The sequence below is a fragment of the Cedecea sp. FDAARGOS_727 genome (assembly GCF_012273235.1).
GTDB classification, from domain to species: Bacteria; Pseudomonadota; Gammaproteobacteria; order Enterobacterales; family Enterobacteriaceae; genus Cedecea; species Cedecea davisae.
Genome location: NZ_CP050966.1, coordinates 1,908,506 through 1,932,250, shown reverse-complemented (window position 1 = coordinate 1,932,250; position 23,745 = coordinate 1,908,506). Strand labels below are relative to the sequence as shown.

Annotated in this window: 19 protein-coding genes; 17 read left to right on the top strand and 2 right to left on the bottom strand. The window is 57.3% G+C overall.

The window, feature by feature from the left end; genetic code table 11:
• Positions 1-380: 380 nt before the first annotated feature.
• The 13 genes from dppA to FOC35_RS09200 all read left to right on the top strand — a co-directional run bounded on the left by dppA (position 381) and on the right by FOC35_RS09200 (position 18,641).
• Positions 381-1,988 carry a dipeptide ABC transporter periplasmic-binding protein DppA gene (gene dppA, locus FOC35_RS09260; protein ID WP_016538747.1) on the top strand — a complete coding sequence of 536 codons (1,608 nt, stop codon included), beginning with the start codon at positions 381-383 and terminating at the stop codon, positions 1,986-1,988.
• 171 nt (positions 1,989-2,159) lie between these two features.
• Complete coding sequence (dppB, locus tag FOC35_RS09255) at positions 2,160-3,179, top strand: dipeptide ABC transporter permease DppB (protein WP_016538748.1); 1,020 nt, start codon at positions 2,160-2,162, stop codon at positions 3,177-3,179.
• Positions 3,180-3,188: 9 nt separating this feature from the next.
• Complete coding sequence (gene dppC, locus FOC35_RS09250) at positions 3,189-4,106, top strand: dipeptide ABC transporter permease DppC (protein WP_016538749.1); 918 nt, start codon at positions 3,189-3,191, stop codon at positions 4,104-4,106.
• A 10-nt stretch (positions 4,107-4,116) separates the two neighbouring features.
• Positions 4,117-5,100 (top strand): dipeptide ABC transporter ATP-binding protein, encoded by a 984-nt coding sequence (dppD, locus tag FOC35_RS09245; RefSeq protein WP_172568745.1) that lies wholly within the window; start codon positions 4,117-4,119, stop codon positions 5,098-5,100.
• Positions 5,097-6,104 carry a dipeptide ABC transporter ATP-binding subunit DppF gene (dppF, locus tag FOC35_RS09240; RefSeq protein ID WP_016538751.1) on the top strand — a complete coding sequence of 336 codons (1,008 nt, stop codon included), beginning with the start codon at positions 5,097-5,099 and terminating at the stop codon, positions 6,102-6,104. The genes dppD and dppF overlap by 4 nt, the downstream gene beginning before the upstream one ends.
• A 329-nt stretch (positions 6,105-6,433) precedes the next feature.
• Positions 6,434-6,997 carry an AlpA family transcriptional regulator gene (locus tag FOC35_RS09235; RefSeq protein ID WP_254065379.1) on the top strand — a complete coding sequence of 188 codons (564 nt, stop codon included), beginning with the start codon at positions 6,434-6,436 and terminating at the stop codon, positions 6,995-6,997.
• Between the two features lie 495 nt (positions 6,998-7,492).
• Positions 7,493-8,065, top strand: coding sequence for a cellulose biosynthesis protein BcsO (bcsO, locus tag FOC35_RS09230; RefSeq protein ID WP_172568743.1), 573 nt, complete (start codon positions 7,493-7,495; stop codon positions 8,063-8,065).
• Positions 8,056-8,859, top strand: a complete 804-nt coding sequence (gene bcsQ / locus FOC35_RS09225) for a cellulose biosynthesis protein BcsQ (RefSeq protein ID WP_016538754.1) — start codon at positions 8,056-8,058, stop codon at positions 8,857-8,859. The genes bcsO and bcsQ overlap by 10 nt, the downstream gene beginning before the upstream one ends.
• A gap of 17 nt (positions 8,860-8,876) precedes the next feature.
• Positions 8,877-10,997, top strand: coding sequence for a UDP-forming cellulose synthase catalytic subunit (gene bcsA, locus FOC35_RS09220; protein ID WP_172568742.1), 2,121 nt, complete (start codon positions 8,877-8,879; stop codon positions 10,995-10,997).
• Positions 10,994-13,348: a cellulose biosynthesis cyclic di-GMP-binding regulatory protein BcsB gene (gene bcsB, locus FOC35_RS09215; RefSeq protein ID WP_172568741.1), complete on the top strand. Its 2,355-nt coding sequence runs from the start codon at positions 10,994-10,996 to the stop codon at positions 13,346-13,348. The genes bcsA and bcsB overlap by 4 nt, the downstream gene beginning before the upstream one ends.
• A complete protein-coding gene (locus tag FOC35_RS09210) occupies positions 13,338-17,162 on the top strand; it encodes a cellulose biosynthesis protein BcsC (protein ID WP_172568740.1) in 3,825 nt (1,274 codons plus the stop codon). The genes bcsB and FOC35_RS09210 overlap by 11 nt, the downstream gene beginning before the upstream one ends.
• Positions 17,163-17,164: 2 nt before the next feature.
• Positions 17,165-17,632 (top strand): cellulose biosynthesis protein BcsD, encoded by a 468-nt coding sequence (bcsD, locus tag FOC35_RS09205; protein WP_172568739.1) that lies wholly within the window; start codon positions 17,165-17,167, stop codon positions 17,630-17,632.
• A gap of 13 nt (positions 17,633-17,645) precedes the next feature.
• Entirely contained in the window at positions 17,646-18,641 is a 996-nt protein-coding gene (locus FOC35_RS09200; RefSeq protein ID WP_172568738.1) for a glycosyl hydrolase family 8, read from the top strand.
• 43 nt (positions 18,642-18,684) lie between these two features.
• Here the strand turns inward: FOC35_RS09200 and FOC35_RS09195 are convergent, their stop codons facing one another.
• Both FOC35_RS09195 and FOC35_RS09190 read right to left on the bottom strand, forming a co-directional pair.
• Positions 18,685-18,981, bottom strand: coding sequence for a HigA family addiction module antitoxin (locus FOC35_RS09195; protein WP_016538760.1), 297 nt, complete (start codon positions 18,979-18,981; stop codon positions 18,685-18,687).
• On the bottom strand, positions 18,981-19,259 hold the full coding sequence (locus FOC35_RS09190; protein ID WP_172568737.1) for a type II toxin-antitoxin system RelE/ParE family toxin: 279 nt from the start codon (positions 19,257-19,259) through the stop codon (positions 18,981-18,983). Before FOC35_RS09190 ends, FOC35_RS09195 begins: the two co-directional genes overlap by 1 nt.
• A gap of 266 nt (positions 19,260-19,525) precedes the next feature.
• On the opposite strand from FOC35_RS09190, the gene FOC35_RS09185 reads away from it, so the two are divergent.
• From FOC35_RS09185 to FOC35_RS09170, 4 genes are all read left to right on the top strand, one after another.
• Complete coding sequence (locus tag FOC35_RS09185) at positions 19,526-20,545, top strand: LacI family DNA-binding transcriptional regulator (protein ID WP_172568736.1); 1,020 nt, start codon at positions 19,526-19,528, stop codon at positions 20,543-20,545.
• 113 nt (positions 20,546-20,658) lie between these two features.
• Positions 20,659-21,408, top strand: coding sequence for a sugar phosphate isomerase/epimerase (locus FOC35_RS09180; RefSeq protein ID WP_172568735.1), 750 nt, complete (start codon positions 20,659-20,661; stop codon positions 21,406-21,408).
• 2 nt (positions 21,409-21,410) lie between these two features.
• Positions 21,411-22,346 carry a sugar kinase gene (locus FOC35_RS09175; RefSeq protein WP_172568734.1) on the top strand — a complete coding sequence of 312 codons (936 nt, stop codon included), beginning with the start codon at positions 21,411-21,413 and terminating at the stop codon, positions 22,344-22,346.
• A 67-nt stretch (positions 22,347-22,413) separates the two neighbouring features.
• The gene (locus FOC35_RS09170; protein WP_016538765.1) at positions 22,414-23,694 is read left to right on the top strand and encodes an MFS transporter; all 1,281 of its coding nucleotides are present in this window, start codon (positions 22,414-22,416) and stop codon (positions 23,692-23,694) included.
• The last annotated feature ends 51 nt before the right edge of the window (positions 23,695-23,745 follow it).

Genomic DNA, 23,745 nt, shown 5'->3' with positions numbered 1-23,745 from the left:
ATTTAACACAAAATTTTGCCCATTGTAAGCAATCGATTACCACTAGCGTACGCAAAAGAAGCAGTTTAATATTCTGGTAACAAGCGCGTAGCATAATTTTCTCTGCTGGAAACTGCCCCCGAAGGTTTTTTTAATCTTTGCCCACCGAATCCCACCTTGCTTGTAAATCCCCGTGACCTGTATTGACGTTTCCTTAATCTGTTGACAGATTGTAGGACGAGAGGGGCTATTTACGGACCGTCTGTGCTACCTCCACGCATGACTCGCGAAAGGAACTGCTGACCTCACCATCGCCTCCGGGCACACCGTACCGACCTCACACAAATAACAATGGTCAGACGGTTACAAAACACAACACGACACATAATTGGAGCAGAATAATGAGTATTTCCTTGAAGAAGTCAGGGATGCTGAAATTTGGTCTGAGCCTGGTTGCCATGACCGTTGCAGCAAGCGTACAAGCCAAAACCCTGGTTTATTGTTCAGAAGGTTCCCCGGAAGGGTTTAACCCGCAGCTGTTCACCTCCGGCACCACTTACGATGCCAGCTCCGTACCGATTTATAACCGTCTGGTCGAGTTCAAAACCGGCACCACCGAAATCATTCCGGGCCTTGCTGAAAAGTGGGACGTTAGCGCGGACGGCAAAACCTATACCTTCCACCTGCGCAAAGGCGTGAAGTGGCAGGATAATAAAGACTTCAAACCGACTCGTGATTTCAACGCCGACGACGTAGTGTTCTCTTTCGATCGTCAGAAAAACAAAGACAACCCGTACCACAAAGTTTCTGGCGGCAGCTATGAATACTTCGAAGGCATGGGCCTGCCTGACCTGATTACTGAAATCAAGAAGGTGGACGACAACACCGTTCAGTTCGTTCTGGCTCGCCCGGAAGCGCCATTCCTTGCGGATATGGCCATGGACTTCGCCTCTATTCTTTCTAAAGAATATGCGGACAACATGATGAAAGCCGGCACCCCGGAAAAAACCGACCTGAACCCAATCGGCACCGGTCCATTCCAGCTGCTGCAATACCAGAAAGACTCCCGCATTCTGTATAAAGCGTTCCCTGGCTTCTGGGGCACCAAACCACAGATCGATCGCCTGGTGTTCTCCATCACCCCGGATGCTTCCGTACGTTACGCCAAGCTGCAGAAAAACGAATGTCAGGTAATGCCGTTCCCTAACCCGGCCGACATCGCCCGCATGAAAGAAGACAAAAACATCAATCTGATGGAACAGGCTGGCCTGAACGTGGGTTACCTCTCCTTCAACACCGAGAAGAAGCCGTTTGACGACGTAAAAGTTCGCCAGGCGCTGACTTACGCGGTGAACAAAGAAGCGATCATCAAAGCGGTTTACCAGGGCGCGGGCACCGCGGCTAAAAACCTGATCCCACCAACCATGTGGGGCTACAACGATGACGTGAAAGACTACACCTACGATCCTGAGAAAGCGAAAGCGCTGCTGAAAGAAGCGGGCCAGGACAAAGGCTTCACCGTTGAGCTGTGGGCAATGCCGGTCCAGCGTCCTTACAACCCGAACGCTCGCCGTATGGCCGAGATGATTCAGGCTGACTGGGCGAAAATCGGCGTTCAGGCCAAGATTGTGACCTACGAGTGGGGCGAATATCTGAAGCGTGCTAAAGCCGGTGAACACCAGGCCGTAATGATGGGCTGGACCGGCGATAATGGGGACCCGGATAACTTCTTCGCGACCCTGTTCAGCTGCGCGGCAGCCAAAGATGGCTCTAACTACTCCCGCTGGTGCTACAAGCCGTTTGAAGACCTGATTCAGCCGGCTCGCGCAACCGACGACCACAACAAGCGTATTGAACTGTACAAACAGGCTCAGGTTGTGATGCATGACCAGGCTCCGGCGCTGATCATCGCTCACTCCACCGTGTTCGAGCCGGTGCGTAAAGAAGTTAAAGGCTACGTGGTCGATCCGTTGGGCAAACACCACTTCGAGAACGTGTCCGTCGAATAATAAGTAGAGATCCCCCCTCTCCCTTGAGGGAGAGGGCCGGGGTGAGGGTGTTTTAATTTCCCCCTCACCCTAACCCTCTCCCCTCAGGGGAGAGGGCATTTATATTCATTATTTGTGAGCAATACAGACGAAGCGTCACCAGGCGCGCCGTCACTACAGAGAATCCGGGATATGCTGCAGTTCATCCTCCGAAGACTGGGGTTAGTCATCCCCACGTTTATAGGTATTACCCTACTCACCTTCGCTTTCGTTCATATGATCCCCGGTGACCCGGTGATGATCATGGCCGGAGAGCGCGGTATTTCTCCTGAGCGCCATGCCCAGCTGCTGGCTGAGCTTGGCCTCGACAAACCTATGTGGCAGCAATACCTCCATTACATATGGGGCGTAATGCATGGCGACCTGGGGATTTCATTAAAGAGCCGCCTTCCGGTATGGGACGAATTTGTTCCGCGCTTTAAAGCGACGCTGGAACTCGGCATCTGCGCGATGATGTTCGCCGTTGCGGTAGGCATCCCGGTGGGCGTACTCGCCGCCGTGAAGCGGGGTTCTATCTTCGACCATACCGCCGTTGGCATCGCGCTGACCGGCTACTCAATGCCGATTTTCTGGTGGGGCATGATGCTTATCATGCTGGTCTCCGTTCACTGGAACCTGACGCCGGTTTCCGGGCGAGTCAGCGATACGGTGTTCCTCGATGACTCCCTGCCTCTGACCGGTTTTGCGCTGATAGACACCGCAATCTGGGGCCAGCAGGGCGACTTTATTGACGCCGTTGCCCATATGATCCTGCCCGCTGTCGTGCTTGGCACTATCCCGCTGGCGGTTATCGTGCGTATGACCCGTTCTTCGATGCTGGAAGTGCTGGGCGAAGACTATATCCGTACCGCTCGCGCCAAGGGCTTAACCCGCATGCGCGTCATCGTGGTTCACGCTCTGCGCAACGCCATGTTGCCGGTTGTTACCGTTATCGGCCTGCAGGTCGGTACGCTGCTGGCGGGCGCAATCCTGACCGAAACCATCTTCTCCTGGCCGGGTCTGGGTCGCTGGCTGATTGATGCCTTGCAGCGCCGTGACTATCCGGTGGTTCAGGGCGGCGTGCTGCTGGTAGCGACGATGATTATCCTCGTCAACCTGCTGGTAGACCTGCTGTACGGCGTGGTGAACCCGCGTATACGCCATAAGAAATAAGGGGCCATCATGACGCCATCTACTGAAAATATAAGCACTGAAAACAAAGTGCAGGCAGCACCCAAGCCGATGACCCCTTTCCAGGAGTTCTGGCACTACTTTAAACGCAATAAAGGCGCGGTGATCGGCCTGGTGTACGTCGCCGTAATGATCTTCATCGCCGTGTTCGCCAACTTTATCGCTCCCCACGCGCCTGCCGAGCAGTTCCGCGACGCGCTGCTGCATCCGCCGGTCTGGCAGGAAGGCGGCAGCTGGAGCTACATCCTCGGCACCGATGACGTAGGCCGCGATGTGCTTTCCCGCCTGATGTACGGCGCACGCCTGTCGCTGCTGGTTGGCTGCCTGGTGGTGGTGCTCTCGCTGGTGATGGGCATCGTACTTGGCCTGGTCGCCGGTTACTTTGGCGGCGTAGTTGATAACATCATCATGCGCGTTGTCGACATCATGCTGGCCCTGCCAAGCCTGCTGCTGGCGCTGGTACTGGTAGCTATCTTTGGCCCGTCTATCGGTAACGCCGCGCTGGCGCTGACCTTTGTTGCGCTGCCGCACTATGTTCGCCTGACTCGCGCCGCCGTACTGGTAGAAGTAAACCGTGACTACGTGACCGCATCCCGCGTGGCGGGTGCAGGCGCAATGCGCCAGATGTTTGTGAATATATTCCCGAACACCCTTGCGCCGCTGATTGTTCAGGCGTCGCTTGGTTTCTCGAACGCCATTCTCGATATGGCCGCCCTTGGCTTCCTCGGCATGGGTGCGCAGCCGCCAACACCGGAGTGGGGCACCATGCTCGCCGACGTGTTGCAGTTCGCGCAGAGTGCCTGGTGGGTTGTGACCTTCCCTGGGGTTGCGATTCTGCTGACGGTACTGGCATTTAACCTGATGGGTGACGGTCTGCGTGACGCGCTCGATCCCAAACTGAAGCAGTAAGAGGTTCGAGATGGCGTTATTAAATGTAAATAAATTATCGGTGCATTTCGGCGACGAAAGCGCACCGTTCCGTGCCGTTGACCGCATAAGTTATAGCGTGGATCAGGGGCAGGTCGTCGGGATTGTCGGCGAGTCCGGCTCCGGCAAATCGGTCAGCTCGCTGGCAATTATGGGGCTTATTGACTTCCCGGGCCGCGTGATGCCTGAGAAGCTGGAGTTTAACGGCCGGGATCTGAAGCGCATTTCTGAGAAAGAGCGCCGCAACCTGGTCGGTGCCGAAGTGGCGATGATTTTCCAGGACCCGATGACCAGCCTGAACCCTTGTTACACCGTCGGCTTCCAGATTATGGAAGCGATTAAGGTGCATCAGGGCGGCAACAAGAAAACCCGTCGCCAGCGGGCAATCGACCTGCTGACCCAGGTAGGCATTCCCGATCCGGCTTCGCGCCTGGACGTTTACCCGCACCAGCTTTCCGGCGGTATGAGCCAGCGCGTAATGATTGCGATGGCGATTGCCTGCCGTCCTAAACTGCTGATTGCCGATGAGCCGACCACCGCCCTCGATGTCACCATCCAGGCGCAAATCATCGAGCTGCTGCTGGAACTTCAGCAGAAAGAGAACATGGCGCTGATCCTCATCACCCATGACCTCGCGCTGGTTGCCGAAGCGGCGCATAAAATCATTGTTATGTACGCAGGCCAGGTCGTAGAGGCCGGTTCGTCCCACGATATCTTCCGTGCGCCGCGCCATCCTTATACCCAGGCGCTGCTGCGTGCGCTGCCGGAGTTTGCTCAGGACAAAGCGCGCCTTGCGTCGCTGCCGGGCGTAGTACCGGGCAAATACGACCGTCCGAACGGCTGCCTGCTTAACCCGCGATGCCCGTACGCCACCGACAAATGTCGCAGCGAAGAGCCGGAGCTCACCATGCTGGCCGACGGGCGTCAGTCCAAATGCCACTACCCACTCGATGATGCCGGGAGGCCAACCCTATGAGTACCGAACAGGCCACCGCGCAACCGCTGTTGCAGGCCATCGACCTGAAAAAACACTACCCGGTGAAGAAGGGATTTTTTGCACCTGAACGCCTGGTCAAAGCGCTGGACGGCGTAACCTTTACCCTCGAGCGCGGCAAAACGCTGGCGGTCGTGGGCGAGTCCGGCTGCGGGAAATCCACCCTTGGCCGCCTGCTGACCATGATTGAAGTCCCGACCGGCGGTGAGCTGTACTACCAGGGGCAGGATCTGCTGAAACCAGACGCCTCGGCGGAAAAACTGCGCCGCCAGAAAATCCAGATAGTTTTCCAGAACCCTTATGGCTCGCTGAACCCGCGTAAAAAAGTGGGCCAGATTCTGGAAGAGCCGCTGCAAATTAACACCAGCCTGAGCAAAGCCCAGCGCCGTGAAAAAGCGCTGGAGATGATGGCAAAAGTCGGCCTGAAAACCGAACACTACGACCGCTATCCGCATATGTTCTCCGGCGGCCAGCGCCAGCGTATCGCCATCGCCCGCGGCCTGATGCTGGACCCGGACGTGGTAATTGCCGACGAACCGGTCTCCGCGCTGGACGTATCCGTGCGCGCTCAGGTTCTGAACCTGATGATGGATTTGCAGCAGGATTTGGGGCTCTCTTACGTGTTTATCTCTCACGACCTGTCGGTAGTGGAGCACATTGCCGATGAAGTGATGGTGATGTACCTCGGCCGCTGCGTGGAGAAAGGCAGTAAAGAGCAGATTTTCTCCAACCCGCTGCACCCGTACACTCAGGCACTGCTGTCCGCCACGCCGCGTCTGAACCCGGACGAACGCCGCGAGCGCATCAAATTGACCGGCGAGTTGCCAAGCCCGCTGAACCCGCCGCCAGGCTGCGCCTTTAATGCTCGCTGCAGCCGTCGTTTTGGGCCATGCACCCAGCTCCAGCCGCAGCTTAAGGATTACGGCAACGGCCAGCTGGTCGCCTGTTTTGCCGTCGATCAGGACGTCAACGGGGAAATTCGCTAACCGTTTTTACCCTCTCCTGCAAAGGAGAGGGTATCTGCCCCTCCTCCCACGCCTCTCCCACTTGCGCCTTCGGCGTGTACATTCCAGGTTGAGAAGTGGCTTCGCATGACTACCCTTTTTGCCTCAAAACACTGGCATTAAACCCAACCCCAATTTGCAGACAGCAGCATCTTGCTACCGCGGCAATCTATAGGGGTTGCGAAACACCCACTGTTGACACACGCTCACACACTGGTTATTATTTACGCAGAAGAAGGCTAATGAAGAAGCATCCAAACAATGAAATCCAAAGGCGGCGCCACTACCGCCTTTGTCAAGAAGGAGTCCATATGGAACTCTACAATTTCACGCTCACGGTATCCGGCATCACCCTCAATACACCGGGCCATGAAGATGCGCTTTTTGAGGCCGGTTGTGATGACGCCATGATTAGCTATTACGGCAACGCTATCTATCTTGAGTTCGACCGTGAATCCCCCTCCCTCAAGAATGCAATTGCTACGGCTATCCGGGATATCGAAAGTGCAGGCATTGGGGCGAGAGTCGAGTCTGTTGATTCCACGCTGGTCGGGCTAAGCGACATAGCTGAGCTTTCTGCTTTATCTCGCCAGGCTATCACCATGCTGAAAGATGGCATCCGTGGGAAAGGTGATTTTCCAAACCCAATCCAACGGATTACCGGCCAGTCACCGCTCTGGGATTGGGCTGAGGTAGCCGAATGGCTTGAGAATTGCGGCAGAATCGCTAAAGACTCCGGCCCGGCCGCTAATGCAAAGGAACTCAATACCTGGAACCTTGCACTTCGCATACGTGCCTCGCGAGCAGAAGCGAAGGTTGCAGAGCACCTGCATATGCTTGAGCATACTGAAACCCAGTCATACCGTCAGGCCTAACCAGCAAAGCAAACCTCTCCGGAGCCATTAAGTATTGTTCCGCTGGCTCCGGGCGCAACGTACCTACTCTTTCGTTTTTCACGAACGATAATTGCCACGTGCCCCCAAAAGAAAGTATTACCTGCCGACGAATCGAGCGCCGTAACTACCATTATTAATGCTAATAAAGAAATAAAAACCAGCATTTAAACCTGGGTAAACACTCCGAATTGAGGGGTGAATTTGATATTAATTAATGCTCTTTCACGCCAGATATGAATTTCTTCAAAAAAAGAAACAGAGTGCTCGTCAACGGCCGATATTTTGGCTTAATATCCGCGCTAATGGAGCCATCAATAATTATTCATAACAGAAGGCATCCACTCTCGATTAAACCCCAGCAAAAGGGTGAAAACGTTATAGGCTGTAATATAGACGGCGAATAATACCTCTCGCTAAGCGCCGCCCTGTAGCCGTGCGTGAGTTCATAAATAATTGTAAATCATGGATATATTTATGAAAAACTATGATGATTTGCAGCGTTTCAAGGAAAAGACACGCACAGGCGCCATTAAATTTAAGGACATGTCGGCGCAGACCCAGACCGCAGATAGCGGGCGCTGGGCGATTATTAAACAATTAAACCAGGTTCCGGGAGAGGAAAATGCCCTTTCCCACGCGGGCAGCGTGTCCGTTCCCGTTCCACAATCAGTTGCGGCGGATGCCTTCGATATTAGTCTGGCAAAACCTGCACCCGCCTCGCCGCAAATCCCTGCCGCCGGGCAAACCTCAATTCTCAATAGCGTAGCTTCCGCGGTTTCCTCCGCACAGGTACAACCTGCCCCTCAGCCGGTTCCTGAAGCGCCGGTTATCAAACCGCAACCAGCAGCGTCTTCTCTGTTTGATCAATTAACGCCTGCCCCGGTTGTCAGCCCTCAGGCTCCTGCTGTGCCGCCCGCTGCGCGCCAGCAGGCCGAAGCCATTCCGTTTAATAAACTGTTTGCCGCCAAAACCGCGCCAGCCGCGACTCAGGCCGGTAAAGACCTGCCGCTACAACCCTTGCTGGAGATGATTGCCTCATGCCGTTAGTTTGTGTTTGCTCGCCAAAAGGCGGCGTGGGGAAAACCACCGTTACCGCAAACCTGGCCTGGGCGCTGGCGCGCGCTGGCAGCAAAGTGTTAGCCATTGATTTCGACGTGCAGAACGCGCTGCGCCTGCATTTTGGCGTCCCGCTTTCGGACGGACGTGGCTATGTGGCAAAAGCGGGAGAGTCCTCCGACTGGAGCCAGTCGGTGCTGACCGCAGGCGGCAACATCTTTGTGCTGCCGTATGGCGACGCCACCGAAGCCCAGCGCCTCGACTTCGAGCAGCGCCTGGCCAACGATAGCCACTTTCTGCAACGCGGCCTCGGCACTCTGCTTAATTACCCGGGCCTGGTTATCATCGCGGATTTCCCTCCGGGGCCAAATCCGGCGCTGAAGGCGGTCTCCCGGCTTGCGGATTTACACCTCATCACCCTGCTCGCGGACACCGCCTCGCTGTCTCTGCTGCCGCAAATTGAAAACCACCGCCTGACCGGCGAGCCGCTGAATAACCGGCTGGGCCATTATTTCGTGGTTAACCAAAGCGACAGCCGCCGCCATATCAGCCGCGACGTCACGGCATTTATGCAGCAGCGGCTCGGCGACAGCCTGCTCGGGGTTATTAATCGGGATGAAAGCGTGGCGGAAGCCAATGCTTCGCAGCAATCGATATTCGATTTCAGCCCGGTTTCTGCGGCCGCATTCGATATTGAATTAATCAGTAAACGGGTTGCGGGCCTGCTGGGGATCCACGTTGGCGACGGCGCAGTTCATTCCGGTTTGAGAACATCAAACTTCTGAAATATTCAGGAAGTCCTATGAAAAAGGCTTTGTTTTATTTACTGCTGCTGGTGCTGGCACCGGTGGCGGTGTTGGTCATCATTACGCCTATGGACAGCCAGAAACAGTATATTTTTGGCTTAATCAGCATCGGAGTATTGCTGTTATTAGGCCTGAGCAAAAAGCGCAGCGTTTCCATCATATTGATTATCGTGTCGGGCTTAATGTCCACGCGCTATATCTGGTTTCGCACCACCCAGACGCTACATTTTAATTCCGAAATCGAGGCAATTCTCGGCATCGGGCTTTATCTGGCAGAACTGTATATTTGGCTGCTGCTGCTGCTAAGCCACCTCCAGACATTATTCCCGCTGAAGCGTGAAATTGTTCCCCTGCCGGACGACACTTCGCTTTGGCCAACCGTCGATGTCTATATTCCGACATATAATGAAAGCCTCGACGTCGTACGGGACACCGTGCTGGCCGCACAGTGTATTGATTATCCTCAGGATAAAATGAAGATTTACCTGCTGGATGACGGCAAGCGCAGCGAGTTTGCGGTATTCGCCGCCAACGTAGGCGTAGGTTACATTACGCGTAACGATAACTCGCACGCCAAGGCGGGCAACCTTAACCACGCCATGAAGCTGACCAGCGGCGAGTTAATTACCGTCTTCGACTGCGACCACGTCGCCACGCGTATCTTCCTGCAGGCAACCGTGGGTGCATTCCTGCAAGATCCTAAGCTTGCGCTGATCCAGACGCCGCACTACTTCTACTCGCCCGATCCGTTCGAGCGTAATCTCTCCGTAGGGCGCGATATCCCGAACGAAGGGGCGCTGTTCTATGGCCCAATCCAGCGCGGCAACGACTTCTGGAACGCGACCTTCTTCTGCGGCTCCTGCGCGGTTATCCGCCGCAGCGCGCTGGAAGAAATTGGCGGTTTTGCGGTTGAAACGGTGACCGAAGATGCTCACACCGCGCTGAAAATGCAGCGTCGGGGCTGGAAATCCGCATTCCTCGATATCCCGCTGGCGGCCGGGCTGGCGACCGAACGCCTGGTGCTGCACGTTATTCAGCGTACCCGCTGGGCGCGCGGAATGACGCAAATATTTCGCACCGATAACCCTCTGTTTGGCCGCGGGCTGGCCTGGCAACAGCGGCTGTGCTACCTGAGCGCGATGCTTTACTACCAGTTTGCCCTGCCGCGTGTCGCCTTCCTTACCGCACCGCTGGCTTACCTGCTGTTTAACCTGAATATTATTCACTCCTCGGCCAGCATGCTGTTTGCCTATGCGCTGCCGCACCTGTTCCTCGCCATCTGGCTGAACTCGCGGCTCAACGGCCGCTATCGCTACAGCTTCTGGGGGGAAATCTACGACCTGGTGATGGCCTTCCACCTGATCCTGCCGACGGCGATAACCATGCTCTTCCCGAAGCGCGGCAAGTTCAACGTTACCGATAAGGGAGACCTGCTGGATGTCGGCTATTTCGACTTCCGCGTTGTGCGCCCTCATGTGATTGTCGCCGTTCTGCTTGCGATGGCGGTGATTGCCGGGATTGTGCGCGCCTGCGCCCACGACTACTTCGGCGTTGACCCCAAAGTTATCGCCCTCAACGTAGGCTGGGGTTTGTATAGCCTGATCTTCCTGCTGGCGGCCATCGCCGTCGCCAGAGAAACGCGGCAGACCCGCAAAACGATTCGCATCGAGGTCGATGTCCCGGTGGTTATCCACTACGCCAGCGGCATCTCTTCCCGCAGCCATACGCTCGACCTGTCGATGGGCGGCTGCCGCATCAAAGTACCGGATGAGCGCCACCTGACAGACGAAATTGAAGAGGTAGAGTTACAGCTTCATTCCGGTGCCATCAGCATTCCGGTGAAAGTAATTGCCTCGGACGAGTCCACTATCCGCTTGATGTTTGAAGAGATCCCTCTGGCCCGCCGCCGCGAGCTGGTACGCGTGGTGCTTGCCCGCGCCGACGCCTGGATCCAGCCGCCAAAACCACAGGACAACCCGTTCCGCTCGCTGCTGACCATTATCCGCTGCGTGTTCGAGCTGTTCTGGCTGACCTGGAAAGATCGCCGCGCCGCTCGCCGGGCAAAGCATGAGCAACCCAACCGACTGGACGGTTCCGGTGAGGACAGCGCCCTATGAAAAGGATGACGAAAGTAGCAGCCGGGATCGTTCTGGCTCTGAGCGTGCTGGCGCTCCCCGCAGCGGCAGAAGAACCGGGCATGACTGAACAGCCAACCACGGTGGAGTCGATGCTGCCCGTCAGCCTGCCGCCGCCGGTTGAACAGACGCCGCAGCCGGTCCAGACGGCGATTAACCCCGGCACCGCGAGCAGCATTACCGTGGCGCAAATGGGCCAGCCGCGCGGCATCGTGCTTAGCGGCGGCCAGCTGCAAACGGGTATCGACTTTACGCTGCCTGCCGACCAGGTGATTACCAGCGCCCAGCTGACGCTGAACCTCAAAGTCTCCCCGGCGATGGCGGCACGTAACACGACCATGCAGCTGATGATGAACGGCCAGCCGCTCGGCAGCGTGCCGCTCGGTTCAGCCGACAGCAACGTCACCAGCTATCAGCTGGATATTCCGGCCGCGCTGGTGGTGTCCAGCAACAACATTAACCTCAAAATCAACGATGCCGACGCCCTGCTTTGCCAGCGCGACCTGAACGATAATTACCAGGTCACCATCATGCCGGACACGCGTCTCACTCTTGAAGGGCAGCAGTTGAATATCGGCTCCGACCTGAGCCACTTCCCGCGCCCGTTCTTTGACTCGATGCAGATGACGCCGACCACGCTGAGCTTCGCTTTCCCGGCGCAAACTCAGCCGGAGCAGGTAAGCGCCGCGGCGCTGGTGGCTTCGTGGCTTGGCATTGCCGCTGACTACCGCGGGATCTCTTTTGAAGCCCTCAACGACCGTCTGCCGGAGAAAAATGGCATTCTGTTCGGTAAACCCGGCGACACTATCGGCGGAATTACCTTACCGGCCAGCAGCGGGCCGCTGCTGAAGATGATTGATAACCCTGGGAACCCGGTTTACAAACTGCTGCTGGTGGTGGGTAACAACGAATCCCAGCTTCGCAGCGCGGCCTGGCGCCTGACTCGTGGGCAGTTTGAGCCGCAAACCGCCAGCCTGCCGATAGAACCTCAGACTATCCCGCTCAGCGCCCCATACGACGCCCCGCGCTGGATACGAACCGATCGCCCGGTGCGCCTGAGCGAACTGCTGCGTAAAGATCAAAGCCTCACGGCTCCGGGCATCTGGCATGATGCGGTAAACCTCGCGTTCCGCGCGGCGCCGGATCTGTTCCTCTGGGACGGCGAAGCCATCCCGCTGAAGATTGGCTACCGCTTCCCGTCAGAAAGCTGGATCGACGAACAGCGCTCTCTGCTGTCGATGACCCTGAACGGTACTTTCCTGCACAACCTGCCGGTTAACAAACAGGGCGCGCTGGAAACGCTGTGGCATAAGATTGGCGGCGATGCACGCCAGGAAAACTACGATATGGCTCTGGAGCCGTATCTCATCTACGGCGATAACCAGCTGGCGCTCTATTTTAAAATCGTACCAAAGGAAGATGCGCCGTGCAGCGTGCTGCTGAATAACAACATCAAGAGCCGCATCGATGAAAACTCGTGGATTGACCTGAGCAAAACTCGCCACTTCACGCTGCTGCCAAACCTCTCTTACTTCGTCGGCGCTTCGTTCCCGTTCACCCGCTTTGCCGACTATTCGCAGACCGTTCTTCTGCTGCCGGAGCATCCGGGCGAAACCGAGATATCCACCCTGCTTGACCTGGCGGCACGCTCGGGTAACGCCACCGGCACAGCGCTGAACAATAACCGCGTGATGTTCGGCCTGCCGGAGGGCGGCGCTAACCTGCTGTATTTGTCTCAGAGCGACGTGCTGGCGGTTTCAACGATGGAGCAGAGCGCTTTTAACCGCACCCTGCTCGCCGGGTCCCCGTTCGTCACCAATGAGCATTTATTTGGGGTACGCCAGCCCACCACCTGGGAAAAGGTGCAGCGCCTGCTGGCAGGCGACTGGAACTCCACGGGCGTTGAGGCAGACCGCTACTTCTCCTCTAATGAGGCCTGGCGCGGGTTTGTCAGCTTCCGCTCACGCTGGAACGCCTCGCGGGTTGTGGTGCTGGCTATCGGCAGCAATAACGACCAGCTTGCCCACCTGCACAGCGATTTGTCCTCTGCAAAAATTAACGCCAGCGTGCGCGGCGATGCCGCCATCATTACCGATGAGAACGGCGTTCGCAGCTTCCGGGTTGGGCCGCAGTTCCCGAGCGGAGAGCTGCCGTGGTACATGTTGATAGTTTGGTACGCCAACCAGCATTCTGCGCTGCTGGCGATTCTGGGCCTGCTGTTCGCCGCTATTGTCGGCGGCACCCTCTACCCGCTGCTGAAGCGCCGGGCAAGAAGCCGCATTAACCCGCAGGCTGAAGAGAGTGAGCAAAGGGATAACAATAATGAAAAATAAAAAGACCCCCCGCCGCTGGCCAAGGATTTGCCTGTCCGGCGCGCTCGCGCTGGCGGCGGTAAATGCCCTGGCCGCGGACAATAATCCCGCCCTCAAGGCGCTTTTCGACCAGGCAAACTACTGGCACGAAAAATCCCATGATGAGCTGGCGATGGAAGCCCTGAAAAAAGTGCTGATGGTGGATGCCAACAACGCGCAGGCCTTATATCTGATGTCGCTCTGGGCGCAGCAGAGCGGAGATTTGAAATCCGCCGCTCAGTGGCGCGGCCGCCTCTCGGCAGTATCGCCGCAGGACCCGAACCTTCAGGCGCTGGATAACGCGAAGCAGGTTCAGCAGATCCCACGCGGTCAGCTTGAGCTGGCTCGCCAGCAGGCCCGAAGCGGGAATATCAGCGCGGCGCTCGCCACCTGGCAAACGCTGTTCACCGGCGACCAGCCGCCGTCCGGGCTGGCACCTGAATATTATCTGACGATGGCCGGGGATAAATCACTTTATCCCCAGGCGGTTAGCGGGCTACAGCAGTTTATTGCTCAGCATCCGCAGGATAACGGCGCGCGCATTGCGCTCGGCAAGATCCTGACCTTCCGGGAGCCGACCCGGCGGGACGGTATCGGCATGCTCCAGGAGATGGCGAGCGGCAACCCGGACGCGGATAAATCATTGCGTCAGGCGCTGCTGTGGCTGGGGCCGACCGCCGGAGACGAACAGTATTATCAGACCTGGATCCAGCGCCATCCGGATGATAAAGAAGTGCAAAATCATTACCGGAACGCCATCGGCGGCGTGGCTAAAGGTGCGGGTTTTGCCGATCTTAATAGCGGCAATACCGACGCGGCGCGCGGCCAGTTTGAACAGGTACTTCAGGCCAATCCTCAGGATGCCGAGGCGCTGGCGGGGATGGGCTACATCGCGCAGCGGCGCGGCGACTATGCGGCGGCCGCGCAATATCTTAATCGAGCAGCAAGCCTCGGTGGCGACCAGTCTGCAGAGCGTAAACAGCAGGCGGATGACGCGGCATTTTACGGCCAGCTGGCGGGTGCTCAGGCGGCCTACAAACAGGGCAACGTTAGCCAGGCTCTGGCGCTCAGCGCCCCTTTGGCGGACGCCAGCGGCGAGCGCGGCACGGCGGTAAAACTGTTCCGCGCCGACGTTTTACGCCACAACAAAGACTACCCGCAGGCGGAGCAGACGCTGCGCAGCCTGCTAGAAGCACAGCCGAACAACGGCCCGGCTCGGGAAAACCTCTACTACGTGCTGCGTGATGCAGGCAAAACTGCCGAGGCTCAGGCGGTGCTGCAAACGCTGCCCGCTTCGCTCCAGGCCAAACTCCAGCCGCGCACGGGCGGAGGCAACCCGGCCGATCCGATTCGCCGCCAGGCCCAGCAGGCGGCGGCCGGAGGCAACGTCCAGCAGGCGATAGCGATTTTGCGCCAGGGGATGAGCCGCCTGCCGTCCGACCCGTGGCTGCGCCTCGACCTTGCCCGGTTGCTGCAAAAACAGGGCAACAGCGCCGAAGCGGCAGACCTGATGCAGCCCGCTTTCCGCCCCGGAGCCAGCAACACTGAAATCTACGCGGCGGCGCTGTTCGCCAGCGAAAGCAATGCGTGGCCGCAGGCGCAAAACCTGCTGTCACGTATACCGGCCTCTGCCCGCAACGGCGAGATGCGCGAACTCGGCCAACGCGTGAACTACAACCTGCAAATGGGCGTAGCAGAGCGCTATCTGGCTCAGGGGGATAACGTTGCGGCAGCTAACACCTTAAAAGCGCTCAGCGTTAATCCTCCGCAAAGCCCGGCAGACGCCGGTAAGCTGGCGCGCATGCTGGCGCAGAGCGGCGATATGAGCGGTGCTGTTGCGCTGGTACGCAATAACATGCGCCGTGGCGTGCAGGGCAATGCCGGTGATTATGCCGACCAGATAACCGTCCTGAACCAGGCGGGACTGGACAGCGAAGCACAGGCGTTCCTTGCGAACCCGGAGCTGCAATCCCACAGCACCACCGCCCAGCTGGCAGGTATTCGCAACGGCTATGTGATAAACGAAGCCGATCGGCTGCGAGCCCAGGGCAATTATGCTGCCGCCTACGACAAGCTCATCCGCGCCCTGCAAAGCGACCCGCAGAATACCGACCTGATGTTCGCGATGGCGAGGCTTTACCAGTCCGGCAAAATGAACAAAGAAGCGGGCGTAGTTTATGACTATCTGATGACCCGCGACACGCCGGACCAGGATGCCCGTGCGGGTGCTATCGACATCGCGCTGGCGGGCAATGACGTAGACAAAGCCCAACAGCTTACCACCGGGTTGCACAACACCAATACGCCTGAGCGCCTGATACTGCTGGCACGAGTGGCCGAAGCGCAGGGCAACCACCAGCAGGCCATGAGCTACCTGCGCACCGCGCGCGGCAGGTTAACGGGTATTCAGGGCAGCGACAGCGGCGTGACTCCAACCATCGGCGGGCTGGCTCTGGCGGACAACCCGTTCATCAGTACCAGCTCCGGCGGCAGCCAAAGCGGCAACGTTTATGGCCAGGCTTCGATGCCGTGGCAGGTTAACGAGCTGGCGCGCAACCCGCAGGCCGCGCCGCCGGGAACAGCACGCCAGGACTTACCGGTAGAAAACGCCAATGCGGGCATGCTGCGCCAGGTCAACAGCATGATGGAGCAGCTAACCGATAAAACCGCCACCTGGGCGCTGGGTTCGGTAGCGATGCGAAGCCGAGACGGTGAAAACGGTCTTAGCAAGATGACCGAGATAAAAGCCCCGCTCCAGTGGTCCACGGTGCCGTTTGGCGATTCGCGCTTCGACATCAACATTACGCCAATTACCTTAAATGCAGGCAGCTCTTCGGACCAGGCAAGCACGCGCTTTGGCACCGGGGCGCTGATTCAGGGCCAGGTGTCCGAAACGCTGCCCGAACAGCCGCCGGCGGTGCTGCCAATTGTGCCCTCCCAGGGCGCACAGAGCGCTTCTGGCGTAGAGCTCGGTATGGCGCTCACCGGGAATCAGTACAAACTCGACGTTGGCTCAACGCCGCTTGGGCAGGATCTAAATACCCTGGTCGGCGGCGTACAGTGGTCGCCGCAGCTCACCGACTACCTCCAACTTATCCTCACCGGCGAAAGGCGTGCGGTAGTGGACAGCCTGCTCTCTTATGTCGGCGCGAAGGATAAATACAGCGGTGAAAAATGGGGGCAGGTAACCAAAAACGGCGGTAACGCGCAGCTGAGCTACGACAACGGCGATGCCGGTTTCTACGCGGGCGTTGGGCTGTATAGCTATATCGGCACCAATGTCCCGAGCAACCAAAGCGTTAATGGGTCGGCCGGGGTTTATCTGCGTCCGTATCACTTTGACGACCGGGAGCTGAAAACCGGCGTCAGCATGAGCTATATGGACTTCTCCAAAAACCTTAGCTACTTCAGCTATGGCCAGGGCGGCTACTTCAGCCCGCAGAACTACATTAGCGTGTCGTTCCCGGTGGATTACACCCAGAAATACGACAACTGGAAAATGTCCGTTGGCGCGTCAATCGGCTACCAGGCCTACAGCCAGGATCCGAGCGCATACTTCCCTAACAACCCGGGCCTACAGGGCCAGTTGGAGGACTATGTTGCGCGCGGCATGGCAAAAGAAGCGTTCTATAGCGGCGGCAGCGAAAACGGCCTCGGCTATACTTTGCGCGCCTCAGCCGACTATAACGTGAATAAAGACATGAGCATTGGTGGCCGGGTTGGCTACGACACCTTTGGCAACTATAACGAAAGTACCGCTCAGCTTTACCTGCGCTACCTGCTTGGGGATCATTAATCATGCAAGAAAAGCAGCTTTTACACTATTTTCAGACCCAGCAAACGCCGCCGGGCTGGTTCGATCTGCTGAATATTATGCTTGAAGGGATGGTCAGCAATGCGGGCTACCACGACAGCCGTCCGTTCCTGAATCAAATGGGCGAAACTCTGGCCGAGCGCTACCCGCTGCCGCTCGCGGAAACCGTAGGTGAACTTGAGCAGCAAATTAATGCCCAGCTTGCTCGCTTTAACTGGGGCTATATCGAGATTGAAGCCAACGAAAAAATGCTGATTATCCACCACCAGGCGCTGCCCGTGACCAACGAACAGCACCGGCAGCAAAGCTGGAGCCAGGCGTTTAGCGCGGTGCTGGAAGGGCTGTACGCCCGCTGGCTTATCGCTCAGGGCGGCCAGCCGCATGTTTCGCTGTGGCAGGAGCCGTCTCATAACGCTTCGGCGGTCACCTTCAGATATCAAACCAGGGCATAAACGGAGAGACGTAATGGTTAACCGCCTGATAACGCTGTTATTCACCGGAATGGTATGGCTGATGGCGAGCCTGCCGGCTAAAGCCGCCGCCGAGTGGGACAGCTATAAATCCCGCTTTCTGATGGCCGACGGCAGAATTATTGATACCGGCAATAACAATGTCAGCCACACCGAAGGCCAGGGATTCGCCATGATGATGGCGGTGTCGAACGACGACCGCGCCAGTTTCGACAAAATCTGGAACTGGACCAACGCCACGCTGCGTAACCCAAAGAACGGCCTGTTTTACTGGCGCTATAACCCGGTAGAGGCTGACCCAATAGCGGATAAAAACAACGCGACCGACGGGGATACTTTTATCGCCTGGGCTCTGCTGAAGGCCGGGCAAAAGTGGCACGATAGCGGTTACCTGAAAGAGTCTGATGCCATCGCGAAAGCGCTGGTCACCCATAACGTCATTCAGTTTGCCGACAAGCGCGTGATGCTGCCGGGCGTAAACGGGTTTAACCTCAATAGTTCCGTCACGCTCAATCCGTCCTATTTTATCTTCCCGGCCTGGCAGGACTTCGCCCAACGCAGCCATTTAGTGGTGTGGAAAGAACTGATTACCGACGGCAAAACGCTGCTCGACAAAATGCGCTGGGGCAACAGCCAGCTGCCAACAGACTGGGTTTCGCTGGCCGCCGACGGCAAGCTAACGCCGGATGCCAACCACCCGCCGCGCTTTAGCTACGACGCAATACGCGTTCCGCTCTATCTCGCCTGGCAGGATCCTGCAAGCCCGGAACTGGCTCCTTTTAAAAGCTTCTGGAGCCGCTACCCGCGCGCGCAAACGCCGGCCTGGATAAACGTCGCCAATAACCAGACAGCGCCTTATATGATGACCGGAGGCCTGCTGGCAGTCAGAGATTTGGCGCTTGGCGACACCAGCCAGCCGCCTCATATCATCCCGCAGGATGACTATTACTCGGCCAGCCTGAAAATGCTGGTATTGCTGGCAAAACAGTAGGTTTTTCATGGCACGGGCCGCGCACTGCGTGGAACGTTTTGCCCTAAGCCCCGGGCGAAACTAACACCAGCCGGTGAAGACGGGAGGTATCAACGGTTTTTTCTGCCTGTGCCAGGCTAAAAGCGTTCTGAATTTTCATCCAGACATCGGGCGAACTACCGATCACGATCGAAAGCTTGAATGCCATTTCAGGCGTTAATGCCGCCTTTCCGGTAAGCAGGCGGCTGGCGGTTGAAGGGGCGATATCCATTGCCCGGGAGAAATCTCGCAGGCTCACGTTAAGCGCTTCAAGCGACTCCTGAATAATCAGCCCTGGGTGCGGTGGGTTTGCCATTTTCATCAGTGATAGTCCTCATAATCCAGTATCCAGGCATCGCCTTTCCAAAACTCAAAGGTTAACCGCCAGTTACCTGAAACATTAACTGCCCAAATGGACTCCCGCTCCCCCTGCAGGGCGTGCAAACGATAGCCCGGTAAGTCGATGTCGCTAATGTGGCTTGCAGCATCGATAATAGCCAACCGCGCCCGGAGCCTGTTGATATGCTCAAAACGGACGCCGCGGGCCTGGCTTTTCATAAATAAATCCCGCAGTCCTTTATGCCTGAAGCTTCTTATCATCCTGATAGTGTTCCGTTAGGAGGAACGTTACGGCATTGTTCCCTTACGCGCAACAATAAAGTCGCGCATCTGTGAATAGCGAGCAGAAAGAATATGAGGATATAAAGCAGCCGGAAAGTGGCCGTGGGCAAAGCAGGAATCCGTCTCGCAGAAACCCATTTTTATTATTTTAAGCGCTCAATATGCTCAGCATAATCCTCTGGCGTAGCCTTACCCTTCGAAAAAAATATGTTACTCTCCGCTGAGTTACCTCTCTGGAGACGGACATGAACGGCAAGGCTGCACGCCCCACGATAAGCGACGTCGCAAAAGCGGCGAAGACCGGTAAAACCAGCGTTTCGCGCTATCTTAACGGCGAGCAGAACGTGCTGTCCGACGACCTGCGCGGGCGCATTGAACGCGCCATTGCTGACCTCGATTACCGCCCAAACCAGATGGCACGGGGCCTGAAGCGGGGCAGAACGCGCCTGATTGGCCTGATCATCGCCGACATCACCAACCCTTATTCCGTTGACGTCCTCAGCGGTATAGAAGCCGCCTGCCACGAGAAAGGCTTTACCCCGCTGGTCTGTAACACCAACAATGAAGTGGACCAGGAACTGCATTACCTCGATTTACTGCGCAGTTACCAGGTTGAGGGCATCGTGGTTAACGCAGTTGGCATGCGTGAAGAGGGGCTAAACCGGCTCCAGCAGTCCGCGCTGCCGATGGTGCTTATCGACCGTAAGATCCCGGATTTTGCCTGCGATGTGGTCGGGCTGGATAATATTCAGGCCGCCACCACCGCCACCGAGCATCTCGTCGAGCAGGGCTTCGAAGCGATTCTGTTTCTCAGCGAACCGCTGGGCATGGTTAATACTCGCCGCGAGCGTTTGCGCGCATTTCGCAGCACGATTGAGCGTTATCCCGGCATCGTTGCTGAAAATGCCGAAACACCGCTTCATGAAACCGACCTACTGGATAACACGCTGCGCCAGTTCCATACCCGCCATCGCGGCATGCGCAAAGCGGTTATCTCCGCCAACGGCGCGCTGACGCTGCAAGTTGCCCGCTCCCTGCGCCGCATTGGCCTGCACTGGGGCAGCGATATCGGCCTGCTGGGGTTTGACGAACTGGAGTGGGCCGAGCTTGCGGGCGTGGGCATTACTACCCTGAAGCAGCCAACCTGGCAAATTGGCTATGCCGCGCTGGAGCAAGTAGTAAGGCGTATTGAAGGCACGGGCGAAACGGTGCGCGAACAGCTTTTCTCCGGCGAGCTTATCGTGCGCGGCTCCACCTCCCGCTAAATTTTATCTTCGTGATGTCGCTCAAAAATTAGCAGCAGTCCGCTTTTCTTTGGAACCGGTTCCATCTAGCGTAATAACTATATTATTTAGCCGTTATCGCTATGGGGCCTTCCATGCCGCGCAAAATTATCGTTGTTACCGCCGCCTACGGCCACGACCGCATTTCCGCCCTCGGCGGCCAGCAGGCTTTATTGCCGATTATCGCGGAAGCCGGTGCGGACGGCGTCGAAATCCGCCGTGAACTGTTTACGCCCTCCCAGCTGGATTTCCTCTCCGGAATAGCCGGAGAGATGACCCAGCTAGGCCTGGAGGCCTGTTATTCCGCACCTGAACCGCTGTTTGTCGGCGACGGCAGCCTCAACCCGCTGATCCCCTCTCTACTACAGGAAGCCCACCAGCTAAACGCGGCCTGGCTAAAGCTCTCGCTCGGCCAGTTCAACAACGCGCGCTCGTTTGGCACCCTGAAGCAGTGGCTAAGCGACAGCCCGGTCGCCCTGGTGGTCGAAAACGACCAGACCGCCTGCGGAAAACTGGCGCCAATGCAGCGCTTCCAGGCCGCCATCAAGGTGCACAACCTGCCGGTTACGCTCACTTTTGATATGGCGAACTGGCTGTGGGTGGATGACTCCCCGCAGCAGGCCGCCCGCGCCCTTGCGCCTTCGGTGAGCTATATCCACGTCAAAACGGCTGTTGCCCACCACAACCATTATCGCGCCGTACCGCCGGACGAGTCCGGCTCAGACTGGAAAGGAATGCTGAATATGCTGCCGGCGGATGCGCCACGCGGGATCGAGTTTCCGCTGGAAGGGCGAGATTTGGTCGCCGTTACCCGCCGCTACGTCAACCTGTTACGCGAGGAATAGAGATGAAACAGCTGGATGTCGTCACCATTGGCGAAGCCATGGCGATGTTTGTCGCAACCGAAACCGGAGATCTTGCCGCGGCGGAGCACTTTGTAAAACGTGCAGCCGGTGCCGAACTTAACGTTGCAACCGGCCTGGCGCGCCTCGGCCTGAACGTGGGCTGGGTAAGCCGCGTAGGTAACGACTCATTTGGCCGCTACGTGTTACGGCAGCTGGCAAAAGAGAACATCGACGGCCAGGGTGTCAGCGTTGATGAGCGCTATCGCACCGGCTTTCAGCTCAAATCTAAAGTCGAAGATGGAACCGATCCCATCGTGGAATATTTCCGCAAAGACTCGGCGGCAAGCCACCTGTCGATAGCCGATTTTGACGAAAAGTATTTTTTCTCCGCGCGCCATCTGCATCTCAGCGGCGTGGCGGCTGCGCTGTCACCAACGTCGCTTGAATTATTGAATCATGCAGCCAAAAGCATGAAACAGCAGGGGAAAACAATTTCCTTTGACCCAAACCTGCGCCCGGTGCTGTGGAGCAGCGAGGCCGAAATGGTGAAACAGCTTAATCACCTGGCATTCCAGGCCGACTGGGTTCTGCCGGGGCTGAAAGAAGGCGTCATTCTCACCGGCCAGACGACGCCGGAAGGGATTGCCGATTTTTATCTGCATCATGGGGTAAAAATCGTGGTGCTGAAAACCGGCGCGGACGGCGCCTGGTATAAAACCGCCAGCGGCGAGCAAGGTGCCGTGGCGGCGGTAAAAGTGGACAACGTAGTGGACACCGTGGGCGCCGGAGACGGCTTTGCGGTCGGGGTAATTAGCGCCCTGCTGGAAGGGAAACCTTTGCATCAGGCCGTAAGCCGGGGCAATAAAATCGGCTCGCTGGCGATACAGGTCATCGGTGATAGCGAAGGGTTACCTACCCGTAGCGCACTGGGCGAATAAATCATCCGACCTCGCCTGTACCCTACAAACAAGGCGATGCGGCTAACCTCAACATAGAGGCCTTATTATGAAAAACCAGACAATCGCGCCAAGGCGCTGGTGGTACATCATGCCTATCGTGTTTATCACGTATAGCCTGGCATACCTCGACCGCGCTAATTTCAGCTTCGCTTCCGCCGCCGGAATCAACGACGACCTCGGTATCACCAAAGGGATCTCTTCCCTGCTGGGTGCCCTGTTCTTCCTCGGCTATTTCTTCTTCCAGATCCCCGGCGCGATGTACGCCGAGCGCCGCAGCGTGCGCAAACTTATCTTCGTTTGCCTGATTTTATGGGGCGGCTGCGCGTCGTTAACCGGCATGGTCAGCAACATCCCGATGCTGGCGGCCATTCGCTTCGTTCTTGGCGTCGTTGAGGCGGCGGTCATGCCAGCGATGCTGATTTATATCAGCAACTGGTTTACTAAATCCGAACGCTCCCGCGCGAATACCTTCCTGATCCTCGGTAATCCGGTCACCGTGCTGTGGATGTCGGTGGTTTCCGGTTATCTGATTCAGGCCTTCGGCTGGCGCGAAATGTTTATCTTCGAAGGTATTCCTGCTGTCATCTGGGCGTTTGCCTGGTGGGTGCTGGTAAAAGATAAACCGGCCCAGGTGGGCTGGCTGTCCGAAGATGAAAAATCCGCATTGCAGGCGCAGTTGCTGAAAGAGCAGGAAGGCATCAAGGCGGTGCGTAACTACGGTGAAGCATTCCGTTCACGTAACGTTGTTATCCTGTGCATGCAGTATTTTGCCTGGAGTATTGGCGTGTACGGCTTTGTGCTGTGGTTGCCGTCAATCATCCGCAGCGGCAGCGCAGGAATGGGGATGGTGGAAGTAGGCTGGCTCTCTTCCGTGCCTTATCTGGCGGCCACTATCGCGATGATTGCCGTCTCATGGGCGTCCGACAAAATGCAAAACCGCAAGCTGTTCGTCTGGCCGCTACTGCTGATTGGCGCCCTGGCGTTCCTCGGTTCCTGGCTCGTCGGCGCTAACCATTTCTGGGCCTCCTACACGCTGCTGGTGATTGCCGGTGCTGCCATGTACGCCCCTTATGGCCCGTTCTTCGCCATTATCCCGGAGATGCTGCCGAGAAATGTCGCAGGGGGCGCGATGGCGCTGATTAACAGCATGGGCGCATTGGGCTCCTTCGTCGGATCCTGGTTTGTCGGCTACCTGAACGGCGCAACCGGCAGCCCGGCGGCATCCTATGTCTTTATGGGGCTGGCGCTGCTGGCCTCGGTATGGCTTACTTTGATTGTTAAGCCTGCTAAGCAACAACAAATCCCGGCGGGCGCTCACCGCGCCTGACCCCGCACCGGGTGGCGTTTGCCGCCCGGTTTGCGTTTACCCGAACAACGG